At 66.2% G+C, this 26,146-nt stretch carries 28 protein-coding genes and 2 pseudogenes; 14 read left to right on the top strand and 16 right to left on the bottom strand.

Annotated elements, in window-relative coordinates; all coding sequences use genetic code 11:
* Nucleotides 1-73: 73 nt before the first annotated feature.
* From ACLMAJ_RS33990 to mshA, 5 genes are all read right to left on the bottom strand, one after another.
* A complete protein-coding gene (locus tag ACLMAJ_RS33990) occupies nt 74-2,131 on the bottom strand; it encodes a CocE/NonD family hydrolase (RefSeq protein ID WP_412017987.1) in 2,058 nt (685 codons plus the stop codon).
* A 358-nt stretch (nt 2,132-2,489) separates the two neighbouring features.
* Nucleotides 2,490-3,227 carry a phosphoglyceromutase gene (locus ACLMAJ_RS33985; RefSeq protein WP_412017986.1) on the bottom strand — a complete coding sequence of 246 codons (738 nt, stop codon included), beginning with the start codon at nt 3,225-3,227 and terminating at the stop codon, nt 2,490-2,492.
* A 30-nt stretch (nt 3,228-3,257) separates the two neighbouring features.
* The gene (locus ACLMAJ_RS33980; RefSeq protein WP_412017985.1) at nt 3,258-4,163 is read right to left on the bottom strand and encodes an ROK family protein; all 906 of its coding nucleotides are present in this window, start codon (nt 4,161-4,163) and stop codon (nt 3,258-3,260) included.
* A gap of 102 nt (nt 4,164-4,265) precedes the next feature.
* The gene (locus ACLMAJ_RS33975; protein ID WP_412018069.1) at nt 4,266-4,739 is read right to left on the bottom strand and encodes a type III secretion system chaperone family protein; all 474 of its coding nucleotides are present in this window, start codon (nt 4,737-4,739) and stop codon (nt 4,266-4,268) included.
* 29 nt (nt 4,740-4,768) lie between these two features.
* Nucleotides 4,769-6,241, bottom strand: a complete 1,473-nt coding sequence (gene mshA, locus ACLMAJ_RS33970; RefSeq protein ID WP_412017984.1) for a D-inositol-3-phosphate glycosyltransferase — start codon at nt 6,239-6,241, stop codon at nt 4,769-4,771.
* 37 nt (nt 6,242-6,278) lie between these two features.
* Between mshA and ACLMAJ_RS33965 the strand changes: the two genes are divergently transcribed.
* Complete coding sequence (locus ACLMAJ_RS33965) at nt 6,279-6,440, top strand: hypothetical protein (protein WP_412017983.1); 162 nt, start codon at nt 6,279-6,281, stop codon at nt 6,438-6,440.
* Here ACLMAJ_RS33965 and ACLMAJ_RS33960 read toward each other — a convergent pair.
* Entirely contained in the window at nt 6,435-7,253 is an 819-nt protein-coding gene (locus ACLMAJ_RS33960) for an alpha/beta fold hydrolase (RefSeq protein WP_412017982.1), read from the bottom strand. The two genes, ACLMAJ_RS33965 and ACLMAJ_RS33960, sit on opposite strands and share 6 nt — an antisense overlap.
* Before the next feature lie 91 nt (nt 7,254-7,344).
* On the opposite strand from ACLMAJ_RS33960, the gene ACLMAJ_RS33955 reads away from it, so the two are divergent.
* Together ACLMAJ_RS33955 and mscL are read left to right on the top strand one after the other, a co-directional pair.
* On the top strand, nt 7,345-8,079 hold the full coding sequence (locus ACLMAJ_RS33955; RefSeq protein ID WP_412017981.1) for an SDR family NAD(P)-dependent oxidoreductase: 735 nt from the start codon (nt 7,345-7,347) through the stop codon (nt 8,077-8,079).
* Nucleotides 8,080-8,242: 163 nt separating this feature from the next.
* Nucleotides 8,243-8,695, top strand: a complete 453-nt coding sequence (mscL, locus tag ACLMAJ_RS33950; RefSeq protein ID WP_412017980.1) for a large conductance mechanosensitive channel protein MscL — start codon at nt 8,243-8,245, stop codon at nt 8,693-8,695.
* A gap of 212 nt (nt 8,696-8,907) precedes the next feature.
* On the opposite strand, the gene ACLMAJ_RS33945 is transcribed toward mscL, so the two are convergent.
* Both ACLMAJ_RS33945 and ACLMAJ_RS33940 read right to left on the bottom strand, forming a co-directional pair.
* Nucleotides 8,908-10,146 carry a L,D-transpeptidase gene (locus ACLMAJ_RS33945; RefSeq protein WP_412017979.1) on the bottom strand — a complete coding sequence of 413 codons (1,239 nt, stop codon included), beginning with the start codon at nt 10,144-10,146 and terminating at the stop codon, nt 8,908-8,910.
* A 66-nt stretch (nt 10,147-10,212) separates the two neighbouring features.
* The gene (locus tag ACLMAJ_RS33940; protein WP_412018068.1) at nt 10,213-11,253 is read right to left on the bottom strand and encodes a UDP-N-acetylmuramate dehydrogenase; all 1,041 of its coding nucleotides are present in this window, start codon (nt 11,251-11,253) and stop codon (nt 10,213-10,215) included.
* A gap of 91 nt (nt 11,254-11,344) precedes the next feature.
* Between ACLMAJ_RS33940 and ACLMAJ_RS33935 the strand changes: the two genes are divergently transcribed.
* The 3 genes from ACLMAJ_RS33935 (at nt 11,345) to ACLMAJ_RS33925 (ending at nt 13,235) form a co-directional block, all read left to right on the top strand.
* Entirely contained in the window at nt 11,345-11,830 is a 486-nt protein-coding gene (locus tag ACLMAJ_RS33935) for a DUF2505 domain-containing protein (RefSeq protein WP_412017978.1), read from the top strand.
* Between the two features lie 107 nt (nt 11,831-11,937).
* Nucleotides 11,938-12,456, top strand: coding sequence for a DUF2505 domain-containing protein (locus ACLMAJ_RS33930; protein WP_412017977.1), 519 nt, complete (start codon nt 11,938-11,940; stop codon nt 12,454-12,456).
* Nucleotides 12,426-13,235: a class I SAM-dependent methyltransferase gene (locus ACLMAJ_RS33925; protein ID WP_412017976.1), complete on the top strand. Its 810-nt coding sequence runs from the start codon at nt 12,426-12,428 to the stop codon at nt 13,233-13,235. Before ACLMAJ_RS33930 ends, ACLMAJ_RS33925 begins: the two co-directional genes overlap by 31 nt.
* A gap of 115 nt (nt 13,236-13,350) precedes the next feature.
* Here ACLMAJ_RS33925 and ACLMAJ_RS33920 read toward each other — a convergent pair whose 3' ends face one another.
* The gene (locus ACLMAJ_RS33920; protein ID WP_412017975.1) at nt 13,351-13,959 is read right to left on the bottom strand and encodes a type IV toxin-antitoxin system AbiEi family antitoxin domain-containing protein; all 609 of its coding nucleotides are present in this window, start codon (nt 13,957-13,959) and stop codon (nt 13,351-13,353) included.
* Between the two features lie 99 nt (nt 13,960-14,058).
* Between ACLMAJ_RS33920 and ACLMAJ_RS33915 the strand changes: the two genes are divergently transcribed.
* On the top strand, nt 14,059-14,787 hold the full coding sequence (locus ACLMAJ_RS33915) for an LmeA family phospholipid-binding protein (RefSeq protein ID WP_412017974.1): 729 nt from the start codon (nt 14,059-14,061) through the stop codon (nt 14,785-14,787).
* An 84-nt stretch (nt 14,788-14,871) separates the two neighbouring features.
* On the opposite strand, the gene deoC is transcribed toward ACLMAJ_RS33915, so the two are convergent.
* Nucleotides 14,872-15,540, bottom strand: a complete 669-nt coding sequence (gene deoC, locus ACLMAJ_RS33910) for a deoxyribose-phosphate aldolase (protein ID WP_412017973.1) — start codon at nt 15,538-15,540, stop codon at nt 14,872-14,874.
* Between the two features lie 105 nt (nt 15,541-15,645).
* Here deoC and ACLMAJ_RS33905 point away from each other — a divergent pair, with 105 nt between their 5' ends.
* Nucleotides 15,646-16,230, top strand: coding sequence for a GNAT family N-acetyltransferase (locus ACLMAJ_RS33905; RefSeq protein ID WP_412017972.1), 585 nt, complete (start codon nt 15,646-15,648; stop codon nt 16,228-16,230).
* Between the two features lie 81 nt (nt 16,231-16,311).
* Nucleotides 16,312-17,202 (top strand): formyltetrahydrofolate deformylase, encoded by an 891-nt coding sequence (purU, locus tag ACLMAJ_RS33900; RefSeq protein WP_412017971.1) that lies wholly within the window; start codon nt 16,312-16,314, stop codon nt 17,200-17,202.
* On the opposite strand, the gene ACLMAJ_RS33895 is transcribed toward purU, so the two are convergent.
* The 5 genes from ACLMAJ_RS33895 to ACLMAJ_RS33875 form a co-directional block, all read right to left on the bottom strand.
* Nucleotides 17,195-18,229, bottom strand: a complete 1,035-nt coding sequence (locus ACLMAJ_RS33895; RefSeq protein WP_412017970.1) for an alpha/beta fold hydrolase — start codon at nt 18,227-18,229, stop codon at nt 17,195-17,197. The two genes, purU and ACLMAJ_RS33895, sit on opposite strands and share 8 nt — an antisense overlap.
* A gap of 91 nt (nt 18,230-18,320) precedes the next feature.
* A complete protein-coding gene (locus tag ACLMAJ_RS33890) occupies nt 18,321-18,611 on the bottom strand; it encodes a DUF2516 family protein (RefSeq protein ID WP_412018067.1) in 291 nt (96 codons plus the stop codon).
* A gap of 73 nt (nt 18,612-18,684) precedes the next feature.
* The gene (locus ACLMAJ_RS33885) at nt 18,685-19,338 is read right to left on the bottom strand and encodes a heparin-binding hemagglutinin (RefSeq protein ID WP_412017969.1); all 654 of its coding nucleotides are present in this window, start codon (nt 19,336-19,338) and stop codon (nt 18,685-18,687) included.
* Nucleotides 19,335-19,841: a helix-turn-helix domain-containing protein gene (locus tag ACLMAJ_RS33880; protein WP_412017968.1), complete on the bottom strand. Its 507-nt coding sequence runs from the start codon at nt 19,839-19,841 to the stop codon at nt 19,335-19,337. Before ACLMAJ_RS33880 ends, ACLMAJ_RS33885 begins: the two co-directional genes overlap by 4 nt.
* 103 nt (nt 19,842-19,944) lie before the next feature.
* On the bottom strand, nt 19,945-21,162 hold the full coding sequence (locus ACLMAJ_RS33875; RefSeq protein ID WP_412018066.1) for a DUF445 domain-containing protein: 1,218 nt from the start codon (nt 21,160-21,162) through the stop codon (nt 19,945-19,947).
* A 354-nt stretch (nt 21,163-21,516) separates the two neighbouring features.
* Between ACLMAJ_RS33875 and ACLMAJ_RS33870 the strand changes: the two genes are divergently transcribed.
* The 5 genes and pseudogenes from ACLMAJ_RS33870 to ACLMAJ_RS33850 form a co-directional block, all read left to right on the top strand.
* Entirely contained in the window at nt 21,517-22,200 is a 684-nt protein-coding gene (locus tag ACLMAJ_RS33870) for a TetR/AcrR family transcriptional regulator (RefSeq protein ID WP_412018065.1), read from the top strand.
* Nucleotides 22,201-22,363: 163 nt separating this feature from the next.
* Nucleotides 22,364-23,794, top strand: a complete 1,431-nt coding sequence (locus tag ACLMAJ_RS33865; protein WP_412017967.1) for an ABC1 kinase family protein — start codon at nt 22,364-22,366, stop codon at nt 23,792-23,794.
* A 33-nt stretch (nt 23,795-23,827) separates the two neighbouring features.
* Complete coding sequence (locus ACLMAJ_RS33860) at nt 23,828-25,078, top strand: saccharopine dehydrogenase family protein (protein WP_412017966.1); 1,251 nt, start codon at nt 23,828-23,830, stop codon at nt 25,076-25,078.
* Nucleotides 25,079-25,193: 115 nt separating this feature from the next.
* Nucleotides 25,194-25,826, top strand: coding sequence for a class I SAM-dependent methyltransferase (locus tag ACLMAJ_RS33855; protein ID WP_412017965.1), 633 nt, complete (start codon nt 25,194-25,196; stop codon nt 25,824-25,826).
* Nucleotides 25,827-25,835: 9 nt separating this feature from the next.
* Nucleotides 25,836-25,925 (top strand): annotated as a pseudogene (locus ACLMAJ_RS33850) (phosphotransferase-like protein); the annotation flags it as partial.
* 101 nt (nt 25,926-26,026) lie between these two features.
* Here ACLMAJ_RS33850 and ACLMAJ_RS33845 read toward each other — a convergent pair.
* Nucleotides 26,027-26,146, bottom strand: a pseudogene (locus tag ACLMAJ_RS33845) (DUF222 domain-containing protein); the annotation flags it as partial.

The following is a 26,146-nucleotide window of genomic DNA, read 5'->3' as shown; positions in this document are numbered from 1 at the left end:
CTTCGTCGACCGCGCACGAGCGGGCGACATCGTGGACGCCGCCTTCGCCGTCGAGGATTAGCCGGGTTTCACTTCACCAACCCGGGTTGCCGCGCACCGGGATATTGACGAAGCTCGGGCGGTTCGGATCCAGCTGCACATGCTGCGGCTTCAGCCCCGTGTCGAGCAGCATCGGCAGCACCGGCAGCCCCTTCGGGAAGTTGCCCGCGAAAACATCTACGCGCAGCCGATGCCCCGGCTTCAGGATCGCCTCGGTGGCGGGCAGCGCGATGTCCAGCGTGGTCTCCACACCGGGCACCGTCGGCTGACGCCGATCCAGCGAGGTGAACGCCCGCGGGTCGGTGTAGTCGCCGTTGGCGGACTTGGTGCTGTTGGCCTCGTCGACCTCGCGCAGCGATGCCATGAGCTGGCCCGAGGAGAGCACGGTCGACTGACCGTCCGGCGCGACGTCGTTCACGGTGGCAACCCAGTAGCCGTCGGCGTCATCTTGAACGGTGTTGAGCCGCACCGCGATCCGGCCGGAGATCGTGGTGGTATCCGCGACCGGTGCGCTGGTGAAGGTCAGCCCGTTGGACTCCGCGACCCGCGAGTCCTTCGCGCAGCCGTCGATGATCGAGAGCGCGCCCGCACTACCCTGCGCTGCGTCGTTGGAGCACAGGGTAGTCAGGCCGGGCGCGACTGTGAGCCGCGCCGAGTCGGGGCTTGCCTCCGGCAGCAGCGATCCGTCGTACACGCTGTTCGCGGTGCCACTGTGGTTGGCGGACAAGTACATCCGGCGATGCGCCGCATCCTGCGACGATACGGTCGCGTCCGGGTCGGCGAACGAATCGGTGGTCACCCAGCCGCCGCCCTGCTGACGCAGCGTGACGGGGCCGTACTCATCGATGCCGTTGTCGATGCCCTTGAGCCACTTGTCGAACCAGGCGCGTTGCAGCACGTCCAGCCGCGGCGGCAGGCCGGGCTTGCCGTATTCGTTGCCGGAGTTGATGTGATAGGTGTTACCCATCAGCAGCTGCTTCTGGCCCGCGGGCAGCGGAATCTCGTTGTAGATCTTGGATTCCGAGTAGGTGAACAGGTCGTGCCAGCCGCCGGTCACGAAGGTCGGCACCTGGATCTTGCTCGGATCGCTCAGCCAGCCCGCCCTCGGCGTCGAGGTGCCGGTCAGCAGTTCCTTGGCGCGCGGATCGAGGTCTTCGACGCGGGCGGTGGTGTAGACGTTGAGCAGCACGTCCATGAACGTCAGCGGATCCTTCGCCCGGTCGGCGAGCCACTTCGTATCGAACCGGCCGTTGACTACCGAGGCCAGATCCGGGAGCAGCTTGAGGCCGTTGATCGCGGTGAGCCACAACGGAATGAAGTTGAAGCCGAAGCCGCCGCCGGGCGCGAGCACATCGTTGACGAGGTCGCTGCCGGGTACGACCGGGAAGATCGCCTTCAGGGCCGGCGGCCGCATCTGCGCGGCCTGCACCTGGTTGATACCGGAGTACGAAAGCCCGTTCATGCCGATGCGGCCGTTGGACCACGGCTGGTGCGACGCCCAGTCGATCACCTCGACGGTGTCCTGCTGCTCGCGCTGACGCAGCATGTCCCACACGCCCTGTGAGAAACCGGTGCCACGCACGTCGACGACGACCTGGGTGTAGCCGCTCTTGATGAGCTGGCGGTCGACGGCGAAGTTACGCAGCTCGCCGCCGCCGAAGGCCTTGGTGAGGTCGGTGACGCCGGAAAGTGGCGTGCCGCTCATGTCGATCTGACGGAACAGCTCGATCAGTGCGTCGGAGAGCCCGGGGATGGACATCGCGCTGTCGGCGAGGTTCGACACCAGCTTGGTGTAAGGCGTCAGGTTGACGACGGTCGGCGTCGGGGTGTCGATCGGCCTGCCCGCCGCGTCAGCCGGGCGATACACGTTGCCCTTGAGCACCGTGCCGTCACTCATCGTGATCGGCACGTCCCACTCGATATTCACGTTCGGGAACTGCTGGGGGCCGTCTTCGGCCGCCGCCCAGGCAGCGCCCGCGGCACCGCCGTCGGGACCGGCCGAAACAGGCGCGGCACTCGCACCGGATGTGAGGAAAGGAACGAGCACGGCCGTGGCTACTGCCGCCACCGTGACCCGCAACGCGTGCTTCATCGGACGTGATCCACCTCTCGGACTGGTCGAACGATCGGAAGCATACATACCGACGAGTAAGTTCCAGCTACCGGAACCTGAATTTCGATCCGAATAGTCATTCACATACAGCTGATGGCGTGCGGTAGCGGCTGCATATCACCGCTGAAACCTCGCTTGAAGATCAGAATCAACAGTCACCGTAGCGAACAGATTCCGGCCTCCACAGCGGGCTTCGCGCCACCACGGAGCAGGCAGTCGGCGCATTGACGGACGCGCCGTTCACGAGCGCGCGGCCGGATCGCGATGCGCCCCGAACAGCGATGCGCCGCGACCGATTGCTCGACCGCGGCGCATCCGCGTAACGACCGATCCCGGACTACTTGCCGCCCTGTCCCGCGACCGCGGCGGCACCCGCGGCGGCGGCCTCCGGGTCCAGGTACTCGCGCGGGCGGACCGGGCGCAGGTTCTCGTCGAGCTCGTAGCGCAGCGGAATACCGGTGGGGATGTTGAGCTCCGAGATCTCGTCATCCGAGATCTGATCGAGGTGCTTGACCAAGGCGCGCAGCGAGTTGCCGTGCGCGGCGACGAGCACGGTCTTGCCAGCGACCAATTCCTTGGAGATGGTCGACTCCCAATACGGGACCATCCGGTTCACCACATCGAGCAGGCACTCGGTCTTCGGAACCTCGATGCCCGCATAACGCGGGTCTCCCTCCTGGCTGTACTCGTTCGCCGGGTCGATCGGCGGCGGCGGGGTGTCGTAGCTGCGCCGCCACAGCATGAACTGCTGGTCGCCGTATTTGTCCCGGATCTGCGCCTTGTTCTTACCCTGCAACTCGCCGTAGTGCCGCTCGTTGAGCCGCCAGTCGCGGACCACCGGGATCCAATGCCGCTCGGCCGCGTCCAGCGCGATGTTCGCGGTGCTGATCGCGCGGCGCAGCAGCGAGGTGTAGACGATGTCGGGCAGGATGTCGTGTTCGGCCAGCAGTTCCCCGGCCCGCTTGCCCTCGGCGATGCCCTTGTCGGTCAGGTGCACATCCACCCAACCGGTGAACAGATTCAGGGCATTCCATTCGCTCTCGCCGTGGCGCAGCAGCACGAGGGTGTACGTCATGCAGGCCATTCTGGCACGTGCGCAAACCGTTCAGCCGGTGGTGTCGGCCGTCGCACGCCCCGCGGCGAGCACGCCGGCACCGACCAGGGTGGCGCCGTTGGTGATTCGCGACAGCACGACGCGAAGCTCACCGAGGAAGTCCAATCGGGCATGCTTGGCCACCGCCGCACGCAACGGCTGCCAGAGCGGTTCACCCGACTGCGCGAAACCTCCGCCTACTACCACCAGGTCGATGTCCTGCAACGCGGCCGCCGACGCGATGGCCTGCCCGAGCGCGGTACCGGAACGGTGCAACGCCGCGAGCGCGATCTCGTCGCCGGAGTGCGCCGCCTTCGCGAGCGCCGCGCCGGTTTCACCGGACCACCCCTGTGTACGAGCCCAGCGCACCGACGACATGCCGCTTGCGATCGCCTCGACGCACCCGACCCCGCCGCATTCGCACGGCACATCCCAGCCGGGTACGACGATGTGACCGATATGCCCCGCGTTGCCGGTGCGGCCGAGCAGCACCCGGCCATCGGCGATGACCCCGCCGCCGATCCCCGACGAGACGGTCATCGCGAGACCGTTCGCCACCCCGCGCAGCGCGCCGACGTGATGTTCGGCGAGCGCGAGACATGCACCGTCGATCGCGAATCGTATTGCGGCGCCCGGGAAGAGCTTCTGCACCTCGGCGACGATCGGGAATCCGGACTTCCACTCGGGGATATTCAGCGGGCTCGTGACACCGGATCGCGTATCGACAGGCCCTGCCGAGCCGATCCCGACGGCGGTAACGGTGTCCGCACCGGCGACCTCGGCCAATACCGCGCGGCACACCTCCCACACCGACTCGCGCGGCACATCGACCTGCCGCACCTCACGCACCTCGCCACCCGCGTGCACGCGTCCGACCGCGAACTTCGTCGCGCCGATATCGAGAGCGAGAACTGTCATTGTCGTGCCACCTTCACACTCACCGAGCCCAAGCGCGATTCTCGCTCACCGACGGCTCGCCCGGGACATATCCCACCGGAGCCTGCCGTTCGACAACGGTGCTCAGGGCTTGTCCGCGGCATCGACCAGATGCTCGAAGGCACGCAGGTTCTTCAGGGATTCACCGCGCGAAACCCGCCACTTCCATTCTCTGCGAATGGATTCGGCGAAGCCGAGCTCGAGCAGGGTGTTGAAATCGGCGTCGGCGGCCTCGAGGATCTGCCCGAAGACCCTGTCGAGTTCATCGTCGGTGACGGCGTGGGTGGCGATGCGGCCGACGAGGTAGATGTCACCGACACGGTCGAGGGTGTATGCCACGCCGTAGAGGCGGCGGTTGCGCCGCAGCAGGAATTTGTAGACGCCCTCGAAGTTTTCGTCGGGCTTGCGGCAGACGAACGATTCGATGCGCACGCCGTGCTTGCCGACGGTGAGCATGACGGTGGTCTTCAGCTTGCGCTCACCGGGCAGGATGACGACGAAGACATCCGCACTGGGGTGGGTGTATTCGATCTCTCTCGCACGCAGCGTCTCGTCGATCAGCTGCGCGGTGGCGGCTGCCTCGCTACTCACCGGCGTGCTCCCGTCCTTCGCCGTAACAGCACACGCGATCTGGCCTGGCTGCCCTCGCCGAGGAGAGCGGAAGTGCGTTCCATGGCGAGGCTAGCGCGCTCACCGGGTATCGCGGGGCGTGCGCCGCCGAAATCGGTGCCACCGTTGAGCAGTTGTGCGTGATCGGACACCACACCACGCCCGCCACCGAGCCCGGCGCGCGCGGCACGGAAATCGGTCAGCGCCGCCGAGTAGCTGGCGAGCAGTCCGTCCGCGGTGTGTTCCCAAGAGAAGTTCGCGGCGTGCCCCACGGCGCGAATGCTCATGCGTCGCAACCGTTGCGGGTCGTCGAGCAGATAGCCCAGCGCTGCTGCCCAATCGGGGGTGGCGTGACCTGGCACCAGCAGCCCTGTCTCGCCGTGGCGCACCGCGGTACCGAGCCCGCCCACGTCGGCGGCGAGCACCGGCGTGCCGCTTGCCTGCGCTTCGATGGCGACCAATCCGAACGATTCGTTATAACTCGGCACCGCGACCAGGTCGGCGGCGCGATACACCTGGACAAGGCGGTCCGGCGGCTGTGGCGGCAGGAAGGTCACGCGATCGGCGATGCCGAGACCGGCCGCCAGCTCGATCAGCGCGTCGGGCCGTTCGAGTCCGGTTCCGGACGGGCCGCCGACAATGAGCACCCGTAGCCGCCGGTGCGGCTGCCTGCGCAGCAGTTCGGCCGCGGCGCGCACCAGCACGTCGGGTGCCTTCAGCGGTTGGATCCTGCCGACGAAGGCGACGATCTGCTCGTCGGCGGCAAGCCCCAATTCCGCTCGGGCCTCGGCCTTTTCGCCGGGACGGTAGCGGGTCAGATCGGCGCCGGGCGGCACCACGTCGATACGTTCGGCGTGGGCGCCGTAGAGCTCGACGAGCTGGCGCGCCTCCTCGGCGGTATTGGCGACCATCCGATCCGCCTCGGCGATCACCTGCTTCTCACCGATCTCGCGGGTGAGGGGCTCGGGACAGTCGCCGTCGGCGAGCGCGGCGTTCTTCACCGCGGCGAGCGTGTGCGCGGTGTGCACAAGCGGAACCCGCCAGCGGTCACGGGCCAGCCAGCCGACCTGACCGGACAACCAGTAGTGCGAGTGCACGAGGTCGTAGTAGCCGGGCTGATGCCTGGCTTCCTGCCGCAATACCTCGGCGGTGAACGGGCAGAGCTGGGTCGGCAGATCGTGCTTGTCCAAGCCCTCGAACGGACCTGCCACCACGTTGCGTACGAGCACCCCCGGCGCGGCCTCTTCGACGGGCGGGACATTCGAGGAGGTGGCACGAGTGAAGATCTCCACCTCGGTACCGCGAAGGGCCAGCTGAACGGCGGTCTGGAGCACGTACACGTTCATGCCGCCCGCGTCGCCAGTGCCCGGTTGGGCAAGTGGTGAGGTGTGCACCGATAGCACGGCAATCCGATTGGGCCGTAGGTCCGGGCGATGACTCACACTATCCATAGTGCACGTTGGATCGGCGAAGCCAGACGCCCCTACCGTGGCAAGTGACAGCCATCACAGGCCACTGGTGCGAACGCTCACCACTACCCGCATCGCGTGCGGCCGTCTTACCGACACGACAAGCCTGCTCGACACCGCCGAACCGTACCGGCGGGTTTCGGACGACGAATTCGGTGCGATCGAGCGGGTGCCGCTATAGGCCGTCGATGAACGCACCGACTTCGGCCACGAACCTGTCGCGGTCCTCGATGAACAGACCATGCTGCGCGTCCTCCCAGAATGAGGCGCGCGCGCCGGGGACCGTATCGAGGATGTACCTGCCGTTCTCGATCGGAACGACCGGATCGCTTGTGCCGTGCAGGACCAGCACCGGAACATCCAGCGTGCGTAGCGTCTCGGTGTTGTCGACGGTCCGATAGAACAGCGCCTTGCGCACCCTCGGCGGAGTGGCCAGGCTCGCGCCGAACAGTCGCTGGGCATCGACACCCTTGTCCTGGCCCGGGCCGGTATTGGCATTGCCGAAAGCGCCGAAGGCGCGCACGGCACGGCCGGCACCCTCCTCGAAGACACCGGGGACCGCCGACTTCATGGCCGACCCGATCCCCGCACCCGGCGCTCGGCCGATATTGGCCATCGAACCGGTATAGACCACGCCCGCGATCGCGCCGGTGCCGTAGGCGGCCAGGTAGTCGCTGAGCACGATGCCGCCGTAGGACCAGCCGAGCAGCACCGCGCCGGACTCGACGCCCTCCGCCGCCAGCACCGCGGCGATGTCGGCCGCCCAGTTCTTGGGATCGTCGTATCCGGTCTGGGGAGCATCGGAGTAGCCGTGCCCACGCAGATCGACCGCGATCACCCGGAACCGCTCGGCCAACTCGTCGGCGGCCGCGCCCCAGCACCGTAGATCCGCCGACCAACCGTGCAGCAACACCAGCGCTCGCCCGTCCTCGGGTCCGCTCACTCGATAGACGATGGTGGTTCCGTCCGCACTGACAGTGTCCCGAATAGCCATGTCACCGAGGCTAACGGTGCCGCACCGACCGACCGTGATCCGGGCAACAACACCGGTCACCGGCAAACACCCTGCACATAGGATCGAGATCATGAGTATCCGCACCGCCGTCGTCACCGGAGCCAGCTCGGGCATCGGGGAGGCCACCGCCCGAGAACTCGCCGAGCAGGGTTACCACGTCTACGTCGGCGCCCGCAGGCTCGATCGGTTGCGTGCCCTCGCCGACGAAATCGGCGGCACCGCACTGGAACTCGATGTGACCTCCGACGAATCGGTGCGGGCTTTCACCGACGCGATCGAGGGCGCGAACGTGCTCGTCAACAACGCGGGTGGCGCGAAGGGGCTTGCCTCGGTCGCCGAGGCCGACCTCGACGACTGGCGCTGGATGTGGGAGACCAATGTGCTCGGCACGTTGCGCGTCACCAAGGCGCTGCTGCCGAAGCTGATCGCCTCGGGAGACGGTCTCATCGTCACCATCACCTCGGTGGCCGCCTTCCACGCCTACGACAGCGGCTCCGGTTACACCTCCGCCAAGCATGCCCAGGCGGTCATGCACCGCACGCTGCGCGGCGAGCTGCTCGGTCAGCCGGTCCGGCTGACCGAGATCGCGCCGGGCGCGGTGGAGACCGAGTTCTCCCTCGTCCGCTTCGAGGGCGACGCGGACCGCGCCGCCAAGGTGTACGAGGGCATCGACCCGCTCGTCGCGCAGGACATCGCGGAGATTGTCGGCTTTGTCGCGTCCCGTCCGCCGCATGTCAACCTGGACCAGATCATCGTCGCGCCGCGCGACCAGGCGGCTCCGGGTCGCTTCGCGCGCCGCAGCTGAATCGCTCGGGTCGCCCGGGCGCGTTCACCGGTCTATCGTGACCCGGGTCAGGGGCTGGCCGGGGTACCGCCGCAGCGATTGCTGAGGATTCGCTACAACGTGTGCGGGCGGTTAGCATCTGGGATTTGAAATTCAAATACACCAGATTGGAGTTGCTCGGCTCATGCTCAAGGGTTTCAAAGATTTCCTGATGCGCGGAAATATCATTGATCTTGCTATCGCGGTGGTCATGGGCACCGCGTTCACCGCGGTCGTGACATCGGTGACCAAGGGCATCATCAATCCCTTGCTCGCCGTGCTGGGTAAGTCCAACGAGCTCGGCCTCGGGATCCAGTTGGTGTCGGGCAAGCCCGCCACCTTTATCGCGGTCGGGCCGATCGTCACCGCGCTGATCGATTTCATCATGGTCGCCGCGGTGCTCTACTTCGTGCTGATGATGCCGATGAAGACGCTCAAGAACCGCTTCGGCACCACCAAGGCGGCCGAGCCGACCGAGACCGAACTGCTCATCGAAATCCGCGACCTGCTCGCCGGGCGCAACCTCGGCGCCGTCGAGGAGGCCATCGCGATGGAGAAGGCGAACGTGGAGCCCGAGAAGGTTGACGCGAACCGGTAACTGCCCGGCACTCAACGCGATCCGCCCCCGTTCCGATTTCCGAACGGGGGCGGATCTTTTCGAGCGACCTGCAAGCAGTCGCTAGCGGGTCTTTTCGAGCGACCCGCAAGCAGTCGCCAGCGGGTCTTTTCGAGCGACCCGCAAGCAGTCGCCAGCGGGTCTTTTCGAGCGACCCGCAAGCAGTCGCCAGCGGATCTGTGCGAAATCGACTACTAGCGCGGCGGCCCCGGCGCGACCGGAGCCGCGGAGATGCCTGGAGCGCTCGAGTCGTCCAACGCGGACAAGCCCTTCCAGGTATTCCAGTCGATGGTCCAGTCGTAGAGGTCGCCGTCGGCGGCGGACATCTGGATCGAGGTACCGGTCACTTCGACCGGGTCACCGTAGAGCGCGGTCGGGAAGTACGCCTGTGCGTCACCGGGCGAGAGATTGATGCAGCCGTTGGTGACATTCGAAGCCCCCTGCGCCGACAGCGACTCCGGGTTCGCGTGGATGAATTCGCCATTGTTGGAAATGCGTACCGCCCAGCGTTCACGAACATTGGTGTAGAACGGCGGATTCGACATCATGAAGTCTTCGTATTTCTCGGTGACCACGTGCACACCGGAACGGGTGACGTTGCGTGGCTCATTGCCCTCGCCGTAACTGACCGCGAAGTCGAACACGGTCTGACCGTCGCGCACCACCTGCATGCGGTGGCTCGGCGCGTTGGCCTTCACGATCTGACTGCGGCCGATGCGGAATTCCGAAGTGAGATCGGTGTATCCGTAGTTGCCCGCGCCGAGGTCGAGACCGTAAAGCTTGGCCGTGACCTGCACGGTGGTTCCCGGCACCCAATAGTCCTTCGGCCGCCAATGCAGGCGCGAGCCGCCGTTGTCGTCCGGTAACCAGGCCCACGCGCCCTCGGTAGGCGGGTTGGTCGTGACGTTGATGGCGTTCTCCACCGCGGCCTTGTTCGGCACAGAAGCCTTGAACTGCAAGATGATCGGCGCCGCGATGCCGACTTCTTGGTTGTCGGCGACGTTGATGGTCGCGGGAACGGCATTCTTCGGCGCGAGCGTGCCGAAGGTTCCACCGATGGGAACCGGCTTGCGATCGACACCGGTCGCGGTGCCCGACCAGGTATAGGACCCGTCGTAACCGAGCGCTTCGGTGGTCTTGTAACTGCGCCTGTCGGGCGCTAATTCGCCGGCGACCTGTTTGCCGCTGGCATTGGTCAGCGCGATCTGGTCGATGGTGCCGTCGGCGACGGTGACCGACACCGGCGTGGTCGGATTGACGTTCTTGGCATCGGCGGCCGGGGCAAGGGTGACTTTCGCGACCGGACCGGAGTCGCCGGCGGAGTCGCTCTTGCCGTTTCGGTCGTTCGCGCAGCCTGCCACCAGGGCGACCACGACGAGAAGCGCTGCCGACACGGCCGCGGCCGGTCTTCGGATGACTGGACGGTTGCTCACCGAATCGAATTTACGCCGGGGGAATCCTTAGATCCCCTAACGAAGAATGTGGTGTCCGTTTCATCCTTACAGCGTGACCCCCACGGTGACCGGCTCCGGCTCCATCCGGATCCCGAATCGCTCCGCGACCCCATCACGGACGGTGCGGGCAAGCGAGACCAGGTCCGCGGCCGTCGCACCACCGCGGTTGGTCAGCGCCAACGTGTGTTTCGTCGACAATCGGGCCGAGGCGGAAGGACCGGGAAAGCCCTTGGCGAAACCGGCCCGCTCGATGAGCCAGCCCGCGGAGAATTTCACTCCGTCCGGTGCGGGGTAGGTCGGGATGGTGACCTCCCCCACATGCGCGGTGATGGCGGCACGCACCTCGCGCACCCGAGCCTCGGGAACGACCGGGTTGGTGAAGAAGGAACCCGCGCTCCAGGTGTCGTGGTCGGCCGGGTCGAGCACCATGCCCTTACCCGCCCGCAGCCGCAGTACCGCAGCACGCACCTCGGCCGCCGGCCGAGATTCGCCGTTGGTGGCGCCGAGCGCGACAGCCAGCTCGCCGTAGCGCAGTGGCGCGCTGGAGCCGCCGGGATCGAGCGCGTAATCGACGGCGAGCACCATCGCGTCGGCGCGGTGTTTGAGCACGCTGGTCCGGTATCCGAAACCGAGCTCACCCGGCGCCACCCAGCGAATCTCACCGGTGGCCCGATCGAACAGCCGTACCCGGCGCAGCAGTCGCTCCACCTCGACGCCGTAGGCGCCGACGTTCTGCACCGGCGTCGCGCCCGCCGATCCTGGAATGCCGGAAAGGCACTCCAGACCACCCAATCCGGCCGCGACCGTCGCCGCGACCACCGTGTCCCAGTTCGCGCCCGCCTCGGCGACAACGCCGTCGGCGCCGATCTCGACGCCCTCGGTGCGCACCGCGACCACGACGCCGTCGAACCCTTCGTCACCGATCAGCAGATTGGAGCCGCCGGCAAGCAAAAGCACCGGAATCTCGGCCGCGTCCAGCGCGCGCACCGTCGCGACCAGCGACTCGGTCGTCGCGCATTCGGCGACCGTCGCCGGCCCGCCGACCCGAAGCGTCGTCAGTTCCGCAAGCCGCACCGATTCGCGCAGCAGCGCACCGGTGTCGGCCAGCAGGTCGCGCAGCTGATCCGACGACACCGCCCGTGAAGTTCGCACAGCCAAGACGGTAGCGTGTTCGACCATGGCTACACCCCTGGCGTACACGACCCGCTATTCACATCCGGTCACGGACGTGCGCGCGGCGATCGCCGACGAGCAGTACTGGAAGGACCGCATCGCCGAGGTGGGTGGACCGAACGCCCGGCTCGATTCGATCACCGTCAGCGGTGACCAGGTTCACGTCGAAATGATCCAGGCCATCGCCGCCGAGCTGCTGCCCCCCGCCATCACCGCGGTGCGCCCCGGCGACCTGATCATCCCCCGCGTCGAGAACTGGTCGGGCAATTCCGCGACCTTCGAGGCCCGCGTCGACGGCGCCCCCGCCGAGGTCCGGGGCACTGTCGTCCTCGAAGCCGACGGAGCGGGCGCGGTCGCCACGGTCTCCGGCAGCATCGAGGTGAAGATCCCGCTGTTCGGCGGCAAGATCGAGACCGCGATCGCGGAACGCCTCACCGAACTCCTTACCTCCGAAGAGGAGTTCACCAACAACTGGCTCGCCCAGCGCTGAGCCCGCTCTGGACGATGTCCCGGTTCGATGGCGCGAGGTTTGTGGCGGCTTTCCACATTTACTGCCGAACGATGGCGTGCCGACCAGCCCCGGTAACGTAGTCGCTCATGGCTCGCCGACTGGACTATTCAGCCCGCTACCCGCTGCACACCACCAAAGAGCTGTATGCGGCACTGTCGAACCGCGACTACTGGGAGGCGCGGGTCAATGAGATGCGTAAGTACTCGGACAACGAAGTCGTGAGCCATCAGGTGAACGACTCCGGGATCGAGATCGTGCTGCACCACATCCTGCCGAGGGAGATGCTGCCGGAGGTCGCCCAGGCGGTGATGCGCAAGGACATGGTGATCACCCGCAAGGAGAGCTACGGCCTGTTCAACGAGGAAGAGATCGTCGGCAAGTACTCGGCGTCCATTCCCGCGGGCCCTGGCAGCCTCGGCGGCACCATCCGCCTGTTCGCCACCGACACCGGCTGTACCGCGCGATTCTCCTCGGAGGCAAAGGTGTTCATTCCCATGGTCGGTCCTCGGCTCGAGCAGCTCATGCTGGTGAACCTGGTGGACCTGTTCCGTGCCGAGGCCGAAGAGACCGTGCGGTGGCTGGAAGCGCAAAACCCGACCAGCTGACCAAACCGGTCGGCACCATCACCCGCGGCACCACCGGCGTCAACCGGCTGCGGCGCAGTGACCGCTGGCTGATCAACGACGACCTGGTCTGTGCGCGCCTGTGTGCGGCACCGGATCCGCTCGTCGTCGATCTCGGTTACGGTGCGAGCCCGTGGACCACGCTGGAACTGGCGACCCGGCTGCGAACCGTACGCGCCGACGTGCGGGTGGTCGGTCTGGAGATCGATCCCGAACGCGTGGTGCCCGGCCGCGACGGCGTCACCTTCGCCCGTGGTGGCTTCGAATTGGCAAGGCTGCGACCGGTTTTGGTGCGCGCGTTCAACGTGCTGCGGCAATATCCGGAATCGGCGGTCCCCGACGCGTGGGCGACCATCCTGTCCGGCGTGGCCGAGGGCGGCCTGCTCGTCGACGGCACCTGCGATGAACTCGGCCGCCGCTGCGCCTGGGTGCTGCTCGATCGTTCCGGGCCGTTGTCGCTCACCCTCGCGTGGGACCCGTTCACCGTCGAGCGTCCCTCCGATATCGCCGAGCGACTCCCGAAGGCGTTGATCCACCGCAACATTCCCGGCGAACCGATCCACGCCCTGCTCGCCGCCGCCGACCGCGCATGGGCTCGCGCCGCGCCGCACGCGCCGTTCGGACCACGAGTGCGCTGGCAGGCCGCGGCGAAGTCGTTGCGGCAGGACGGTTTCCCGGTACGGGCCTATCGCCGCCGCATGCGCGACTGTGTGCTCTCGGTGCCATGGTCGGCCGTCGCACCGAACAACGCCCCGACGTAGCCCGTCGAATACGGCTCGAAGAGCTGGTGCCACAGACCGCCGTGTGCGGCGCCGACCGGCAGGTTTCGACAGCGGCAAAGCCGGTCCGAATTACATCGCACCCGCTCACCCGTGCTCACACCCCGGTCAGGGCCCGGTGTACCCGGGCGGCCGCACGAGGGGGCAGACGCACACTGGCCGAACGGATTTCATCGCGCGCGCAGCGGTGGATGGCGACCGCGTCGCCGACCACCTCGTCAAGGGCGGTCTGCCCGATGTCCGCCTCCGCCAGATCCAGCACCGTCCGCACCGGCGTCGTCACCAGGAACGGACCGGCGGATTCGACATCGGTAGCGATCAGCCGACGGCGCAGCACCACAAGCCGCGGCGTCACCGGCGGACGTCCGGCGGCGATCGATAGGTGGAGAAATCGCGGCCGTAGTCGACCGAGGCCGTGCAGTTCCGCCGCGCTCTGATGCGACACCGCGGCGGTACCGTCGAACCAGGCCGCCCACATGGCGTATTCGTCGAGCGGCCCATCGGGCCAATCGGTCAGCCGCAGCAACCCGACACCGGCCCGCGTCACCGACCCATCGGCGAGCGCAGCGCGCACTCGCGCCTCACAGCCGGTACGCAATACCTGTCTCGTGGTGAAGAATCCGGCATGGCCACATGCCAGGAGCCGCAGCGCCCGCCATCCATGCTCCGCGGATTCGAGTGCGCGGGCCGCCGCATCGCCAGCCATGGGCACCAGGCTACGCTCGAATCCTGTGTCACATGTCACAATCGATCCCCTCACCGCGCCCACAGACCGAACACAGAAAAGTCGGGAAGAATCGGCCCAATGAGTCAGAAGCCTCCTGCCACCGTGAACTCCAGTCGACGCACTCTGGTGATCGCCCTTGTCGTGGTCGCAACGCTGCTCATCGGAGCGCTGGTCGGCGGCGAGGTATTTGCCAGGCACAAGGTCTCGCACTGCATCAGCACGCAATTCGAAAAAGAAATGGGCTCGAAGATCGATGTGGGCTTCGGATGGAAGCCGATGCTGGTCACCTGGGTCGACGGCAAGGTGTCCGAGGTGACCGTGGACAGCGACGACTCCAAGTTCGGCCCGGCCGTCGGCATGGTTGTGCACGCGCGCTTCAACGGCGTCGACGTCAAGAACGGCGGCCAGGGCGGCGGCACCATCGACAGCTCGTCGGCCGATGTCACCTGGAACAACGACGGCATCGAGAAGACACTCGGCGCCTTGGTCAGCGGCGTCAAGTCCTCCGCGAGCAGCGGCATGCTGACCCTGGACGTCCTCGGCGGGCTCGCCCAGCTACAGGTACAGCCGAAGGTGACCGACGGCGTGGTGCAGATCGACACCAAGTCGGCGCAGCTGCTCGGTATGGGCCTGCCCACCGATCTGGTGCAGGGCATCGTCGATGTCTTCAGCCAGAGTCTGCAGAGCTATCCGCTCGGCATGAAGGCGACCGACATAAAGGTCACCGACGACGGCATCGAGGTAAAGCTCGCGGGTGGCCACACCGAACTGACCGCCGATCCCAAGGCCGAGAACGTCCGCTGCTGATCGCACGGATTGCTCGGTTCGCCTCGTGCGCAACACAAATGGCTGCAACACATACGGATGGGCCGGTGCTGACGGGTGACCGGATCAGGCGGGGAAGCCGTCGAGCACCGCACGGGATTTGGACAAACCCAGTCGGGTCGCGCCCGCGGCGATGAGTTCCGCGGCGGCTTCGGAGGTGCGGATTCCACCGCTCGCTTTGATACCGAGCCGCCCGCCCACCGCCTCGGCCATCAGCGCGACCGCGTGCACGGTCGCGCCGCCCGCCGGGTGAAATCCGGTGGAGGTCTTCACGAAATTCGCCCCCGCGCGTTCGGCGGCACGGCAGACCGCGGCGATAGCGGCATCGGGCAACGCGGCCGACTCGATGATCACCTTGAGTACCGCGCGATCGCCCATGGCCTCGCGGACCGTGACGATGTCGGCGAGTACCGCGTTGTAGTCACCCGCCAGCGCCGCACCGACATCGATGACCATGTCCACCTCGTCCGCGCCGTGCTCGACGGCGAGGCGAGCCTCAGCACCCTTCACCAGCGAATGGTGTTTGCCTGATGGGAATCCGGCGACCGTCGCGATCACCACACCGGGTGCGCGGACCGGCAGCATGGACGGCGAAATGCAGATCGCGCACACGCCGAGTGCGCGCGCCTCGGCGATCAGCGTTTCGACATCGGCGGTCGTCGCCTCGGGCGCGAGCAGGGTGTGATCGATCATGGCGGCCACTTCGGCCCGGGTCAGCGACGTGGAATTTGCCATGAGGTGAGAGTCTGGCATACCGGTGGCGAATCCCATTGCGCGCCTCGGGACCTTCGCGCACACTCGTGTACTGGTGGCCCTACTCGTTCGGGAGGAGACGAAGCCGTGCTGATCCGTCGCGAAAGCGCCGATGACGACGCCGCGATCGCGGCGGTGCATCGCAGTGCCTTCGGACCTCTGTACGCGAACGGCGGTGCGCGGTACACCCTCGCCGATGCCGACATCGCCGAGATGACCGGCGAAGTCGCCGACGGCGCCGCGGACCCACCCGAGGTCGACCTGGTCGCCCGGCTGCGCAGCGACGAAGGCTGGATCCCCACTCTCTCCTTCGTGGCGATCGAACACGACCGGGTCATCGGCCACGTATGCCTCACTCGCGCGAGTGTCGGCCCTTTCCCTGTACTCGCCCTCGGCCCGATCGGTGTCGTCGCCGAACACCAGGGCAACGGCGTCGGCGCGGCTCTCATGCACGCCGCCCTCGGTGCCGCCGACGCCCTCGACGACCCCCTCGTCGGTCTGCTCGGCAGCCTCGACTACTACCCCCGGTTCGGTTTCGTACACGCCGCACGCTTGGGCATAACCCCCGACGAACCCGCCTGGGTCTCCCACTTCCAGGTCCGCAGATTGGCGGCATACGAATCTCAGATCATCGGCGAATTCCATTACGCCGAACCGTTTTATGAACTGTGAGGTCCACCAGGGCCGAGTGACCCAATTCCACCGCCGATAGGTGGGGCGAGTCGGGCGGGGCCCACCTGGGAGGATGTAGCTATGAGTCCCGCTCCATCCGCTCTCGAGGACCGCCGCTTCGTGCTCAGCCTCGGCTGCCCCGACCGTCCTGGCATCATCGCTCGAATCACCTCGTTCATCGCCGAGTTCGGCGGGTCGATCGTGGAGGCGGGCTACCACTCCGACGTCGACAGCGGGTGGTTCTTCACCAGGCAGGCGATCAAGGCTTCGACGGTGCCGTTCGCGATTGCCGAACTGCGCGACCGGTTCGCCGGGGTGGCCGCCGATCTGGGGCCGCAGACGGAATGGCAGCTGCTCGATTCCGGGGAACGACGGCGCGCGGTGCTGCTGGTCAGCAAGGACGGGCACTGCCTGCACGATCTACTCGGCCGCGCCGCCAGCGGTGAGCTACCCGCCACCATCGAGGCGGTGATCGGCAACCATCCCGATCTGGCAGGCATGACCGAGGCGCACGGCGTCAAGTTCCACTACGTGCCGTTTCCGAAGGACCCGGCCGACCGCGGCCCCGCGTTCGAGGAAGTACGCGCACTCGTCGACTCGCACGATCCGCACGCGGTGGTGCTCGCTCGCTTCATGCAGGTACTACCGTCCGAGCTCACCGAACACTGGGCCGGGCGCGCAATCAATATCCATCACAGCTTCCTGCCCTCGTTCGTCGGCGCACGCCCGTACCACCAGGCCTTCGCCCGCGGCGTCAAACTGATCGGCGCAACCTGCCACTACGTGACCGCGGAACTGGACGCGGGCCCGATCATCGAGCAGGACGTGATCCGCATCGACCACGCCGACGAAGTCCGCGATATGGTCCGCCAGGGGCGCGATATAGAACGCGTAGTCCTTGCCCGCGGCCTGCGTTGTCACCTGGAGGGACGAGTCCTCGTCCACGGCCGCCGCACCGTCGTCTTCAGCTGACTGCTTCTACCGGCTGATGTATCGATTCGAGGACCTGAGCGAGCTCCTCGTTGAAGCGCTCGTAAGCCTCTACATTGCCGAGGTGTCCGGTCTTCGATACCTCGTAGCGGACCAGACTGCCTGTCTCGCTGAGCATTTCGACGATCTTCTCCGAGTGTGCCTGCGGGGTCATGTCGTCGAGTGAGCCTGCGAGCACGGTCGTGGGGACAACCAGGTTCCGCGCCGATTCGCCGAGGTCCATCTCGGCCAGCAGGATGCCGAACTCGGCGCGCACCCGCGCTGGGCACGACCGGACGATGGCCATGCAGAAGTCGATTTCGTCGTCGGTCGCGGCGAGGGTCATGATCTGCCTGGCGAAACCCCAGCGCACCGGAGCCAGCGGCGGGAAGACAACGGGCGAGCCGAGACCGAGGCGACCGATGAAGAAAGGCAAGGGAATTCGCAGCTTCAGCAGCAGCGGCCGGTTGAAAAGCGGTATGACGGTGGTGGTTGCGACCAGCCCATGCGGGGCGGTGTTGGTGAGCAGCACCGCGAGCGCCTGCTCGGCGACCCGCTCGGGATAGCGCCCCGCCCAGGCTTGCAGCGTCATTCCGCCGAGGCTGTGGCCGACGAGCACGGCCCGCCTACCGGGCTTCAGTGTGGCCGTCAGGACGGCGGCCAGATCCTCGGCAAGCAGGTCGGTGGTCAGCGGGCTGGTACCGCGTTCGCTTTCACCGTGCCCGCGCTGGTCGTAGGCGATCACACGGTATTCGCCCGCGAACGCGTTGATCTGCGCGTTCCAGTATTCGATGGCGCAGGTCCAGCCGTGCACGAACACGATCACCTGGCCGTCGGCCGGGCCGTACGCGTGTACCCGCAGCCGGGCGCCATCGGCGGTGGTCACGGGAACGGTCTGGTGCGCAACGGTCGGCGAGTTCAGTGCCTCGGTGGCGTAGGTGCGGTTGCGCAGGTTGGCGCGGTGCACATCGAGCAGTCCCCGGACCTGTTCCGGGAGGTCAACCAACGCAGACGGCAGCATTGCACGCATCGGACACTCCTTTGTGTTACTGCTCGATACAGTAACCCCGATTCGCGCTGCTAGCTAGAGCTAGCATTCAAATATGCGGCCGCCGCGGCCACTACCAGCGCGGACCGCGCTGAATCTCGTCCACCTTCGGTCGCACGTCGGCCAGGTAGATGCCGGTCGCGATGATCGCGATGAGTGCGAGCAGACTGGTGACGGCCAGCGAAAGCAGCAGGAACAGCAATGCCGCGGCCAGGATCGCAATCCAGATCGGCTTGGTCAGCTTGTCCACTGCGGTGAAGGCGTCGGGACGCTGGCGAATGGCGTGGATCAACGCGAAAATCGTTGCACCGAGAGCCACCAGCCGCAGCACGAACAAGATCATGCCGGTCAAATCCTGCGCCATATTCACCCCACCCATCATAGAAGCAACGACCCCGCACACCAGGGCGTGCGGGGTCGTCGGTTCGTGCAGGCGATTACACCTTCTTGGGAGCAACCTTCTTGGCAGGCGCCTTCTTGGCGGGGGCCTTCTTGACCGGCGCCTTCGCGACAACGGGCTCCTCGGCAACGGCAGGCTCGGACTCGGTCGTCACTGTCAGCACCTCGGCCTCGACGACCGGCTCGGCAACGACATCGTCCTCAACCTTGGCCGGGCGGCCGAGCAGGTCGTTGACCTTGCCGAACACGTCTTCCGCGCGGCTGACCGCGTCGGTGTAAAGGGTCTCGACGCGCTCGATCCGATCCTCGACCAGGTGGTTGGCGCGCAACCGGTCGACGGTCTCCTCGCCGCGAACGGCCAGATCCGCGTACAGGTCGAGGACCCTGGCGTAGTACTTCTCGGCGAGCGTGCGCAGCTCCTCGGGGGTGAACTTCTCGCGCAGCTCGGCGAGGTCCTCCGGGAGTTCGGACGGCAGCCCGGACAGCCGCTCACGCAGCGTCTCGAACTGAGCCTGCACGTCGGCGGGCACGTTGGCGAAGCGCTCACGGGCCTCTTCGACGCGGCCGGTCACATCGGCGGTCACGGCCCGCTCACGCACCTGGGAGACGGCGTCGATAACGGCGGCGTAGACCGCGTCACCGGCACCGACGGTGGCGAAAAGCGGCTTGGTTGTCTGGTTCTTCTCGGTCATTCTTCGCTCTCCTGGCGTGGCGGAGTTTCGGTTGTCGTCGTGCGCGGAACGTCGCTGTCCCATTGATCCCCCCCGGACTCGTCCCCTCCGTTTTCGCGGCGGAACGATTCATAGATGTCCAGCAGGACTTGCTTTTGCCGTTCGCTGATCGCGGTTTCGGCAAGCAGGGCATCCCGGACCGGACTGTGCGGCCGCTGCTCGAGATAGCCAGCCCGTACGTACAACACCTCCGATGACACCCGCAGTGCCTTGGCGATCTGCGCGAGTACCTCGGCGGACGGATTGCGCAGTCCGCGCTCGATCTGACTGAGATACGGATTGCTCACTCCCGCGAGGGTGGCGAGCTGACGCAGCGAGACTTGCGCGGCCTCTCGCTGTGCCCTGATGAACCCTCCGATGTCGTGCGCCGACTTCACGACGCGAGCCGCCTTTTCGCCGACCCCTGCCGATTGCTCGGCGGAACTGTCGGTGTACTCGGCGGAAACCTCGGGCTGGTCTGCCATCACTCACCTTCTGGCGGTTGTACGGTATCAATTCTAAGGGAGGGCGCTAGCTATTGCAAGCACTCTGTTAGCGCGTTTCCAGCAAATATTCAGCGCTCTGCGTTCAGCCGTGGAACAGCAGCTGCGAAATCGTGTAGATCGCAAGTCCTGCCAGCGATCCGACCACCGTTCCGTTGATCCGAATGAATTGCAGATCACGCCCAACCTGCAATTCGATCTTCTTGCTCGCCTCCTCGGCATCCCACCTGGCAACCGTGTCGGTGACCAGAGTCGTAATCTCCCCCGCATAGTTTCCCACCAGATAACGCGCGCCCCGGTCGATCCAGCCGTCCACCTTGGCGCGCATCTCGTCGTCGTCACGCAGCCGCTCGCCCAGCTGCTGCACGTTCTCGGCCACCTTCCTGCGCAGCGTACTGCTGGGATCATCCGCCGATTCCAGGATCAGCCGCTTGGCCGCGCGCCAGGTCGCCTCGGCCATACCGGTGATTTCCTCGCGACCCATCACCTGCGCCTTGATCCGCTCGGCCTTCTTGATCATCGCGTCGTCGTGCTGGAGGTCGTAGGCGAATTCCTCCAGGAATCGATTCGCCGCGAGGCGCACCTCGTGCTCGGGGTTCGAACGAACCTTCCAGGTGAACTCGACGAGTTCACGGTAGATCTTTTCTGAAAGCAGAATGTTCACGAATTTCGGAGCCCATTGCGGCGCGTCACGCAAAACAATCCGGTCGATCGTCTCCTGGCTGGCCAACGCCCACTGATGAGCGCGTTCGGCAAGCATGTCGACCAGCGGCAGCTGCCGGTTGTCGGCAAGCAGTTCGGCGAGCACCCTGCCGATCGGCGGACCCCACAGCGGCTCGGCGATCCGCTTGACGATGGTGTTGTCGATGATCTGCTCGACGTCCTCATCGCGCAGCGTCGCGACCACCGCGCGCAGGATGGTCGAACTCTCCTCGGCCACCCTGGCCGCATGACCCTGGTCGGCCATCCAACGCCCGACCCGCCAGGAGACCTGCGCCGAGGTCACCTTCGCCGAAACCACATCCGGAGCAAGGAAGTTCGAGCCGACGAAGGAGCCGAGACTGGCGCCGAGCTGATCCTTCTTCTTGCGAATGATCGCCGTATGTGGAATCGGAAGCCCGAGCGGATGCCGGAACAACGCGGTCACCGCGAACCAGTCGGCGAGCGCGCCGACCATGCCCGCCTCCGAGGCCGCCCGCACATAGCCGACCCAATCGCCGCCCGACCCGCGCGATTCCAGCCAGCGACAGAGCAGATAGACCACGGTCGCGAAGGCCAACAGCCCGGTGGCGAACGCCTTCATCCGGAACAGGTCGCGCTTCTTGCCTTCCTCGTCCACGAAGGCCGCGAAGGAATTGGGTGCCGCTGCGGCAGGCTGGCTGCGCGTGTCGAGGACCGCGATGTTGCCGGGAGCTTTCTCCATGACCCCATTCTGCTGTGCGCCGCGCTCGGACCGGCTCGTCGCGGCAGCAGCAGTGTGAAATATGTGGTTCCTGCCGCATCAGCTACCCAAACGCACATCCCACCGGTGGCCTGGACCTAAGCTGGGTCGATGGAGCCCGACGGCTCGAAGCCCGAAGCCCTACGAACGAGGGAGCTCACGCTGTCCACCGAAGACCTTGTCGACGTCGGCGAGCGCGCCGATCGACCGGCGGCGGTGCGCACCGGCCGGACGGACGGGCGCAAGCGCCGGTGGCGACAGCACAAGATCGACCGGCGCGAAGAGCTGGTCGACGGCACCCTCGCCGCGATCCGCTCCCGGGGCAGCAATGCGGGCATGGACGAGATCGCGGCCGAGATCGGCGTCTCCAAAACCGTGCTCTACCGCTACTTCTCCGATAAGAACGACCTGGTCCACGCGACCATGCAGCGGTTCATCGAAACCACGCTGATGCCGAGGGTCTACGAGGCGATCAGCCTCGACGCCGACGAATACCAGCTGGTGCGCTCGGCCCTTTCGGCCTACGTCGGCACCGTCGACGAGGACCCCGAGGTCTACCGCTTCATCATGGGCAACGGCTCGGCCGACCAGTCCTCGCTCGCGGAGTTCGAGAAGCTCTTCGCCGAAGTCGTCTCCGTCGTCATCACCGATCGCGCCGGTGCGAAGGGCATCGAGACCGAAGGCGCCCTCCTGTGGTCCTACGTGCTGGTCGGCGGCATCCAGCTGGCCACACACTGGTGGACGACCAACAAGTCGATATCAAGGGAAGAGGTCATCGACTACCTCACGATGATGGCGTGGAGCGCCATCGAGGGAATGGCGCGGGCCAACGGGTCGAGGGAAGTGTTCAACGCGCAGTCACATGTGCTGCCGACCCTCGATACCAACTCGGGAAACTGACATCCGCCCGACCTCGGGCGCTCGACCGGGGTGCTAGCTGGGCCGCTAGCTGAAGTTAACCGCCGTGCTCGACTTTGCGGAATCGTTGGTTAGTCTGAACCCGAGCGGTGCGCCGAGTGCGCTGCGTCACCGCCCGCGCGTCGGCACCAATGGAGGTACCTCGATGGCGAAGCAAGTACCGACTTCCCGGCTTGCTCGTGGCACCAAGCTGGGTGCGGTAGCGGCCGGCTCGGTCCTCCGGACCCAGCGCACGCGGCTATCGATGCGGGGTAGATCCGAGGCCGTGCGCGCGAAGATGGCCGAAGAGTCGATGATCCGCACCACCGAGCAGGTGGTCATGGTCCTCGGGACCATGAAGGGTGTGGCCATGAAGCTCGGGCAGATGATGTCCGTGCTCGATATGGACCTGGTGCCGGAAGCACACCGCGAACGTTTCCAGAAGCGGCTTGCCGTGCTGCGCGATGCCGCACCGACGGTCTCGTTCGAGTCGATGCGCCAGGTGATCGAAGAAGACTTCGGGCAACCGCTCGATCGGATATTCGCCGAATTCGAGTCGACGCCGATCGCGGCCGCGTCGATCGGGCAGGTGTATCGCGGCACGCTGCACGACGGGCGACAGGTCGCGGTGAAGGTCCAGTACCCCGGCATCGATGCCGCCGTGCGCGCGGACCTGAAGAACCTGGCCATGTTCCGCAGGGTGCTCCAATCGGCGATGCCGTGGGTGACCCCGGCCGTGCTCGACGAGCTACGGCTGAACATGGAAAGCGAGCTCGACTACCAGGCCGAGGCCAACACCCAGCTACAGATCGCCGAGGTCTACGCCGGGCATCCGTTCATCGTGGTGCCGCGCTCGTTGCCGGAACTCAGCACCACGCGGGTACTGGTCAGCGAGTACATAGAGGGCAAGGACTTCAACGCGATCCGCCAGCTGCCCGACGCCGAGCGCAACCGCATCGGCGAGATCATCTACCGCTTCTACGTGGGTTCACTGTTCACCTTCCACGAGTTCTGCGGCGACCCACATCCAGGCAATGTGCTACTCGCCACCGACGGCAAAGTCGCCTTCCTCGACTTCGGCCTGTTCAACCGCATGGACCCAGAGCACGTGCGGTTCGAGACGATCTGCCTGCGCGCGGCCGCCGAGGATCGCGCGGAAGACCTGCGAGAGTTGATGATCGAACGCGGCGTGATCGACTCACCCGATGAGATCGGCGCCGAGGAATGCCTGGAATACGTTCTCGCGGCATCGGAATGGTGTCTGATCGACGAAGAACTCACGATCACCCCCGAGCTGGCAAGCGGCGCGTTCCTGCTCGCGGTCGACCCGAGGGCAAGCGAATTCGCCGGAATGAAACAGCAGAATCTGCCGCCGGAGCATCTGTTCTCGCGCCGCGCCGACTTCCTGACCTTCGGCATGCTCGGCCAGCTCGAATGCACCGCGAACTGGCATCGCATCTCCCGCGAATGGATCTACGACGAGCCACCGGTCACCGAACTCGGACAGATTCACCACCGATGGCTTGCCGAGCATCCGCCGGTTCTACCGAAACAGTTACGGGCCAGGGCAAAGAAGCCCGTGCGAGACCAGGCATAACGCACACACAGCATTGATCGGGAGCAGGTAACGATGGCAGACAAACGAGAATTCGACCTCACGCTATTCGGCGCGACGGGTTTCGTCGGCAAACTCACCGCCGAGTACCTGACACGCGCCGCGCCCGAGGCCGCGCGCATCGCACTTGCCGGGCGTTCCCTCGACAAGCTCACCAAGGTGCGCGACGAACTGGGACCTGCCGCCGCGGGCTGGGAGCTGATTGTCGCCGATTCCACCGATCAAGCCGCGCTCGACGCTCTCGCCGCCCGGACCACCGTCGTGGTCACCACCGTCGGACCGTACCTGCGCTACGGCCTGCCATTGGTCGCCGCCTGCGCGAAGTCGGGCACCCACTACGCCGACCTCACCGGCGAGCCACTGTTCATCAGGGACTCGATCGACCAGTTCCACGACGAGGCCGCCGCCACCGGCGCGAAGATCGTGAATTCCTGTGGCTACGACTCGATTCCGTCGGATATCAGCGTGTACGAGCTCTACAAACGATCGGTCGCCGACAACACCGGCGAACTCGAGGAAACCACTCTGGTCGCCAAGATGAAGGGCGGCGCGAGCGGCGGCACCATCGACTCCGGTCGCGCGATGATGGAGGCGATCGCCGCGGACCCATCCAAGGGTCGGGTGATGTCGCATCCGTACTCGCTGAGTCCCGACAAGTCGAAGGACCCCGACGTCGGCAGGCAGACCGATCAGGCGCTGCAACGCGCAAGCAGCATCGATCCGAGCCTCGACGGCTGGGTCGCCACGTTCGTCATGGGCGCGCACAACACCAAGATCGTGCGTCGCACCAATGGCCTGCTCGGCTGGGTATACGGCAAGAACTTCCGCTACCGCGAGGTGATGAGCGCGGGCAAGTCGCCAGCGGCCCCCCTGATCGCGGCAGGCATCGCAGGCGGCATCGTTGCCACCATGGCGGCGGGCGCTGCGCTGTCGCGGGTGTCGCCGGGCCGCAAGCTGCTCGACAGGGTGCTGCCGAAGCCAGGCACCGGCCCCGACGAAAAGGCCCGCGCCAGTGGCTGGTTCACAATGAAGACATTCACCCGAACCTCCTCGGGCGCGAAATACGTCGCGACCTTCGCAGGCACCGGTGACCCCGGCTACCAGGCAACCGCGGTGATGCTCGGCGAAAGCGGTCTCTGCCTCGCCTTCGACGGCGACAAGCAGCCGGAACTCGCAGGCATCCTCACCCCCGCAGCGGCCATGGGTGACGCGCTCACCGATCGACTGCGCGCGGCAGGCATCACCATCGAGGTCGACCAGGCCTGAGTTATCCCGCGGCGGGCGGTGATCAACACCTGGTCACCGCCCGATCCGCACCATTCGACTCCCCAACGACGAGGAGCCCGATGGAATCGCCAGCGGCCGAACCGAGGAAGATCCCGTGAATCTCGCCAGACGCACCATGAACGCCCCCGCACTAGCGGCGGTCTACGAAAAAGCCTGGCGCCCAACACTCTTCTACCTCGCCAGCGGCCGGACCACGGCCGCCGACCGCCGCGACGCCGTGACCGCACTACACCTCGACGGCTCCAAAAAGATCCTCGACATCGCTTGTGGTCCAGGCAACTTCACCAAATACCTGAGCAACGCCCTCTCCGGAGACGGCTACGCGATCGGCCTCGACTACTCCGAACCCATGCTCGCCCGCGCCATCACCGACAACTCAGGCCCCCGAGTCGGCTACCTCCGCGGCGACGCCCGCCGACTCCCCTTCGCCGACGGCACCTTCGACGCCGTCTGCTGCTTCGGCGCCCTCTACCTCATCCCCGATCCCATCGCCGCCACCCGAGAAATGATCCGCGTACTAGCCCCCGGCGGCCGCATCGCCCTCACAACCAGCCACCGCGCCGACACCCCCTTCGGCCACGCCAGCCGCATCGTCGGCGGCTGGAGCGGCCTTCGGGTCTTCACCACCGACATCTTCCCAAAGCTCTTCGCCGAGAACGGATTGGTCGGCATCGACCAACAAGTGCACCGCCTGCTGCAATACGTAAGCGCCACCCGCCCCCAGTGAGCTGACCCCATGCCCCCTCCCGGCCAGGTCATCCTCCTCAACGGCGCATCGAGCTCCGGAAAGTCCAGCATCGCCCGCCAACTGCTGGACGACCTGGACACACCCTTCTTCCACATGAGCGTCGACATGATCGGCTCCATGCGATCCGAAACCAGAACACACGAACTCGCCCCCACCGCCCTCGAAGAAGTCCTGCACCGGTCCGGGCCTTGGCGGCCGAGGGTGAAGCTACGGCGCCGCGCTCGGTCGGTGTCGTCGAAGGTGCCGTCGGGGTTGATGATCGTTTCGAGGCGTTCAGCGACTTTCTTCAGCTGGTCCGG

The organism is Nocardia arseniciresistens, from assembly GCF_046764875.1.
Lineage (GTDB): Bacteria > Actinomycetota > Actinomycetes > Mycobacteriales > Mycobacteriaceae > Nocardia > Nocardia arseniciresistens.
This window is presented reverse-complemented; position numbering and strand designations above follow the sequence as displayed.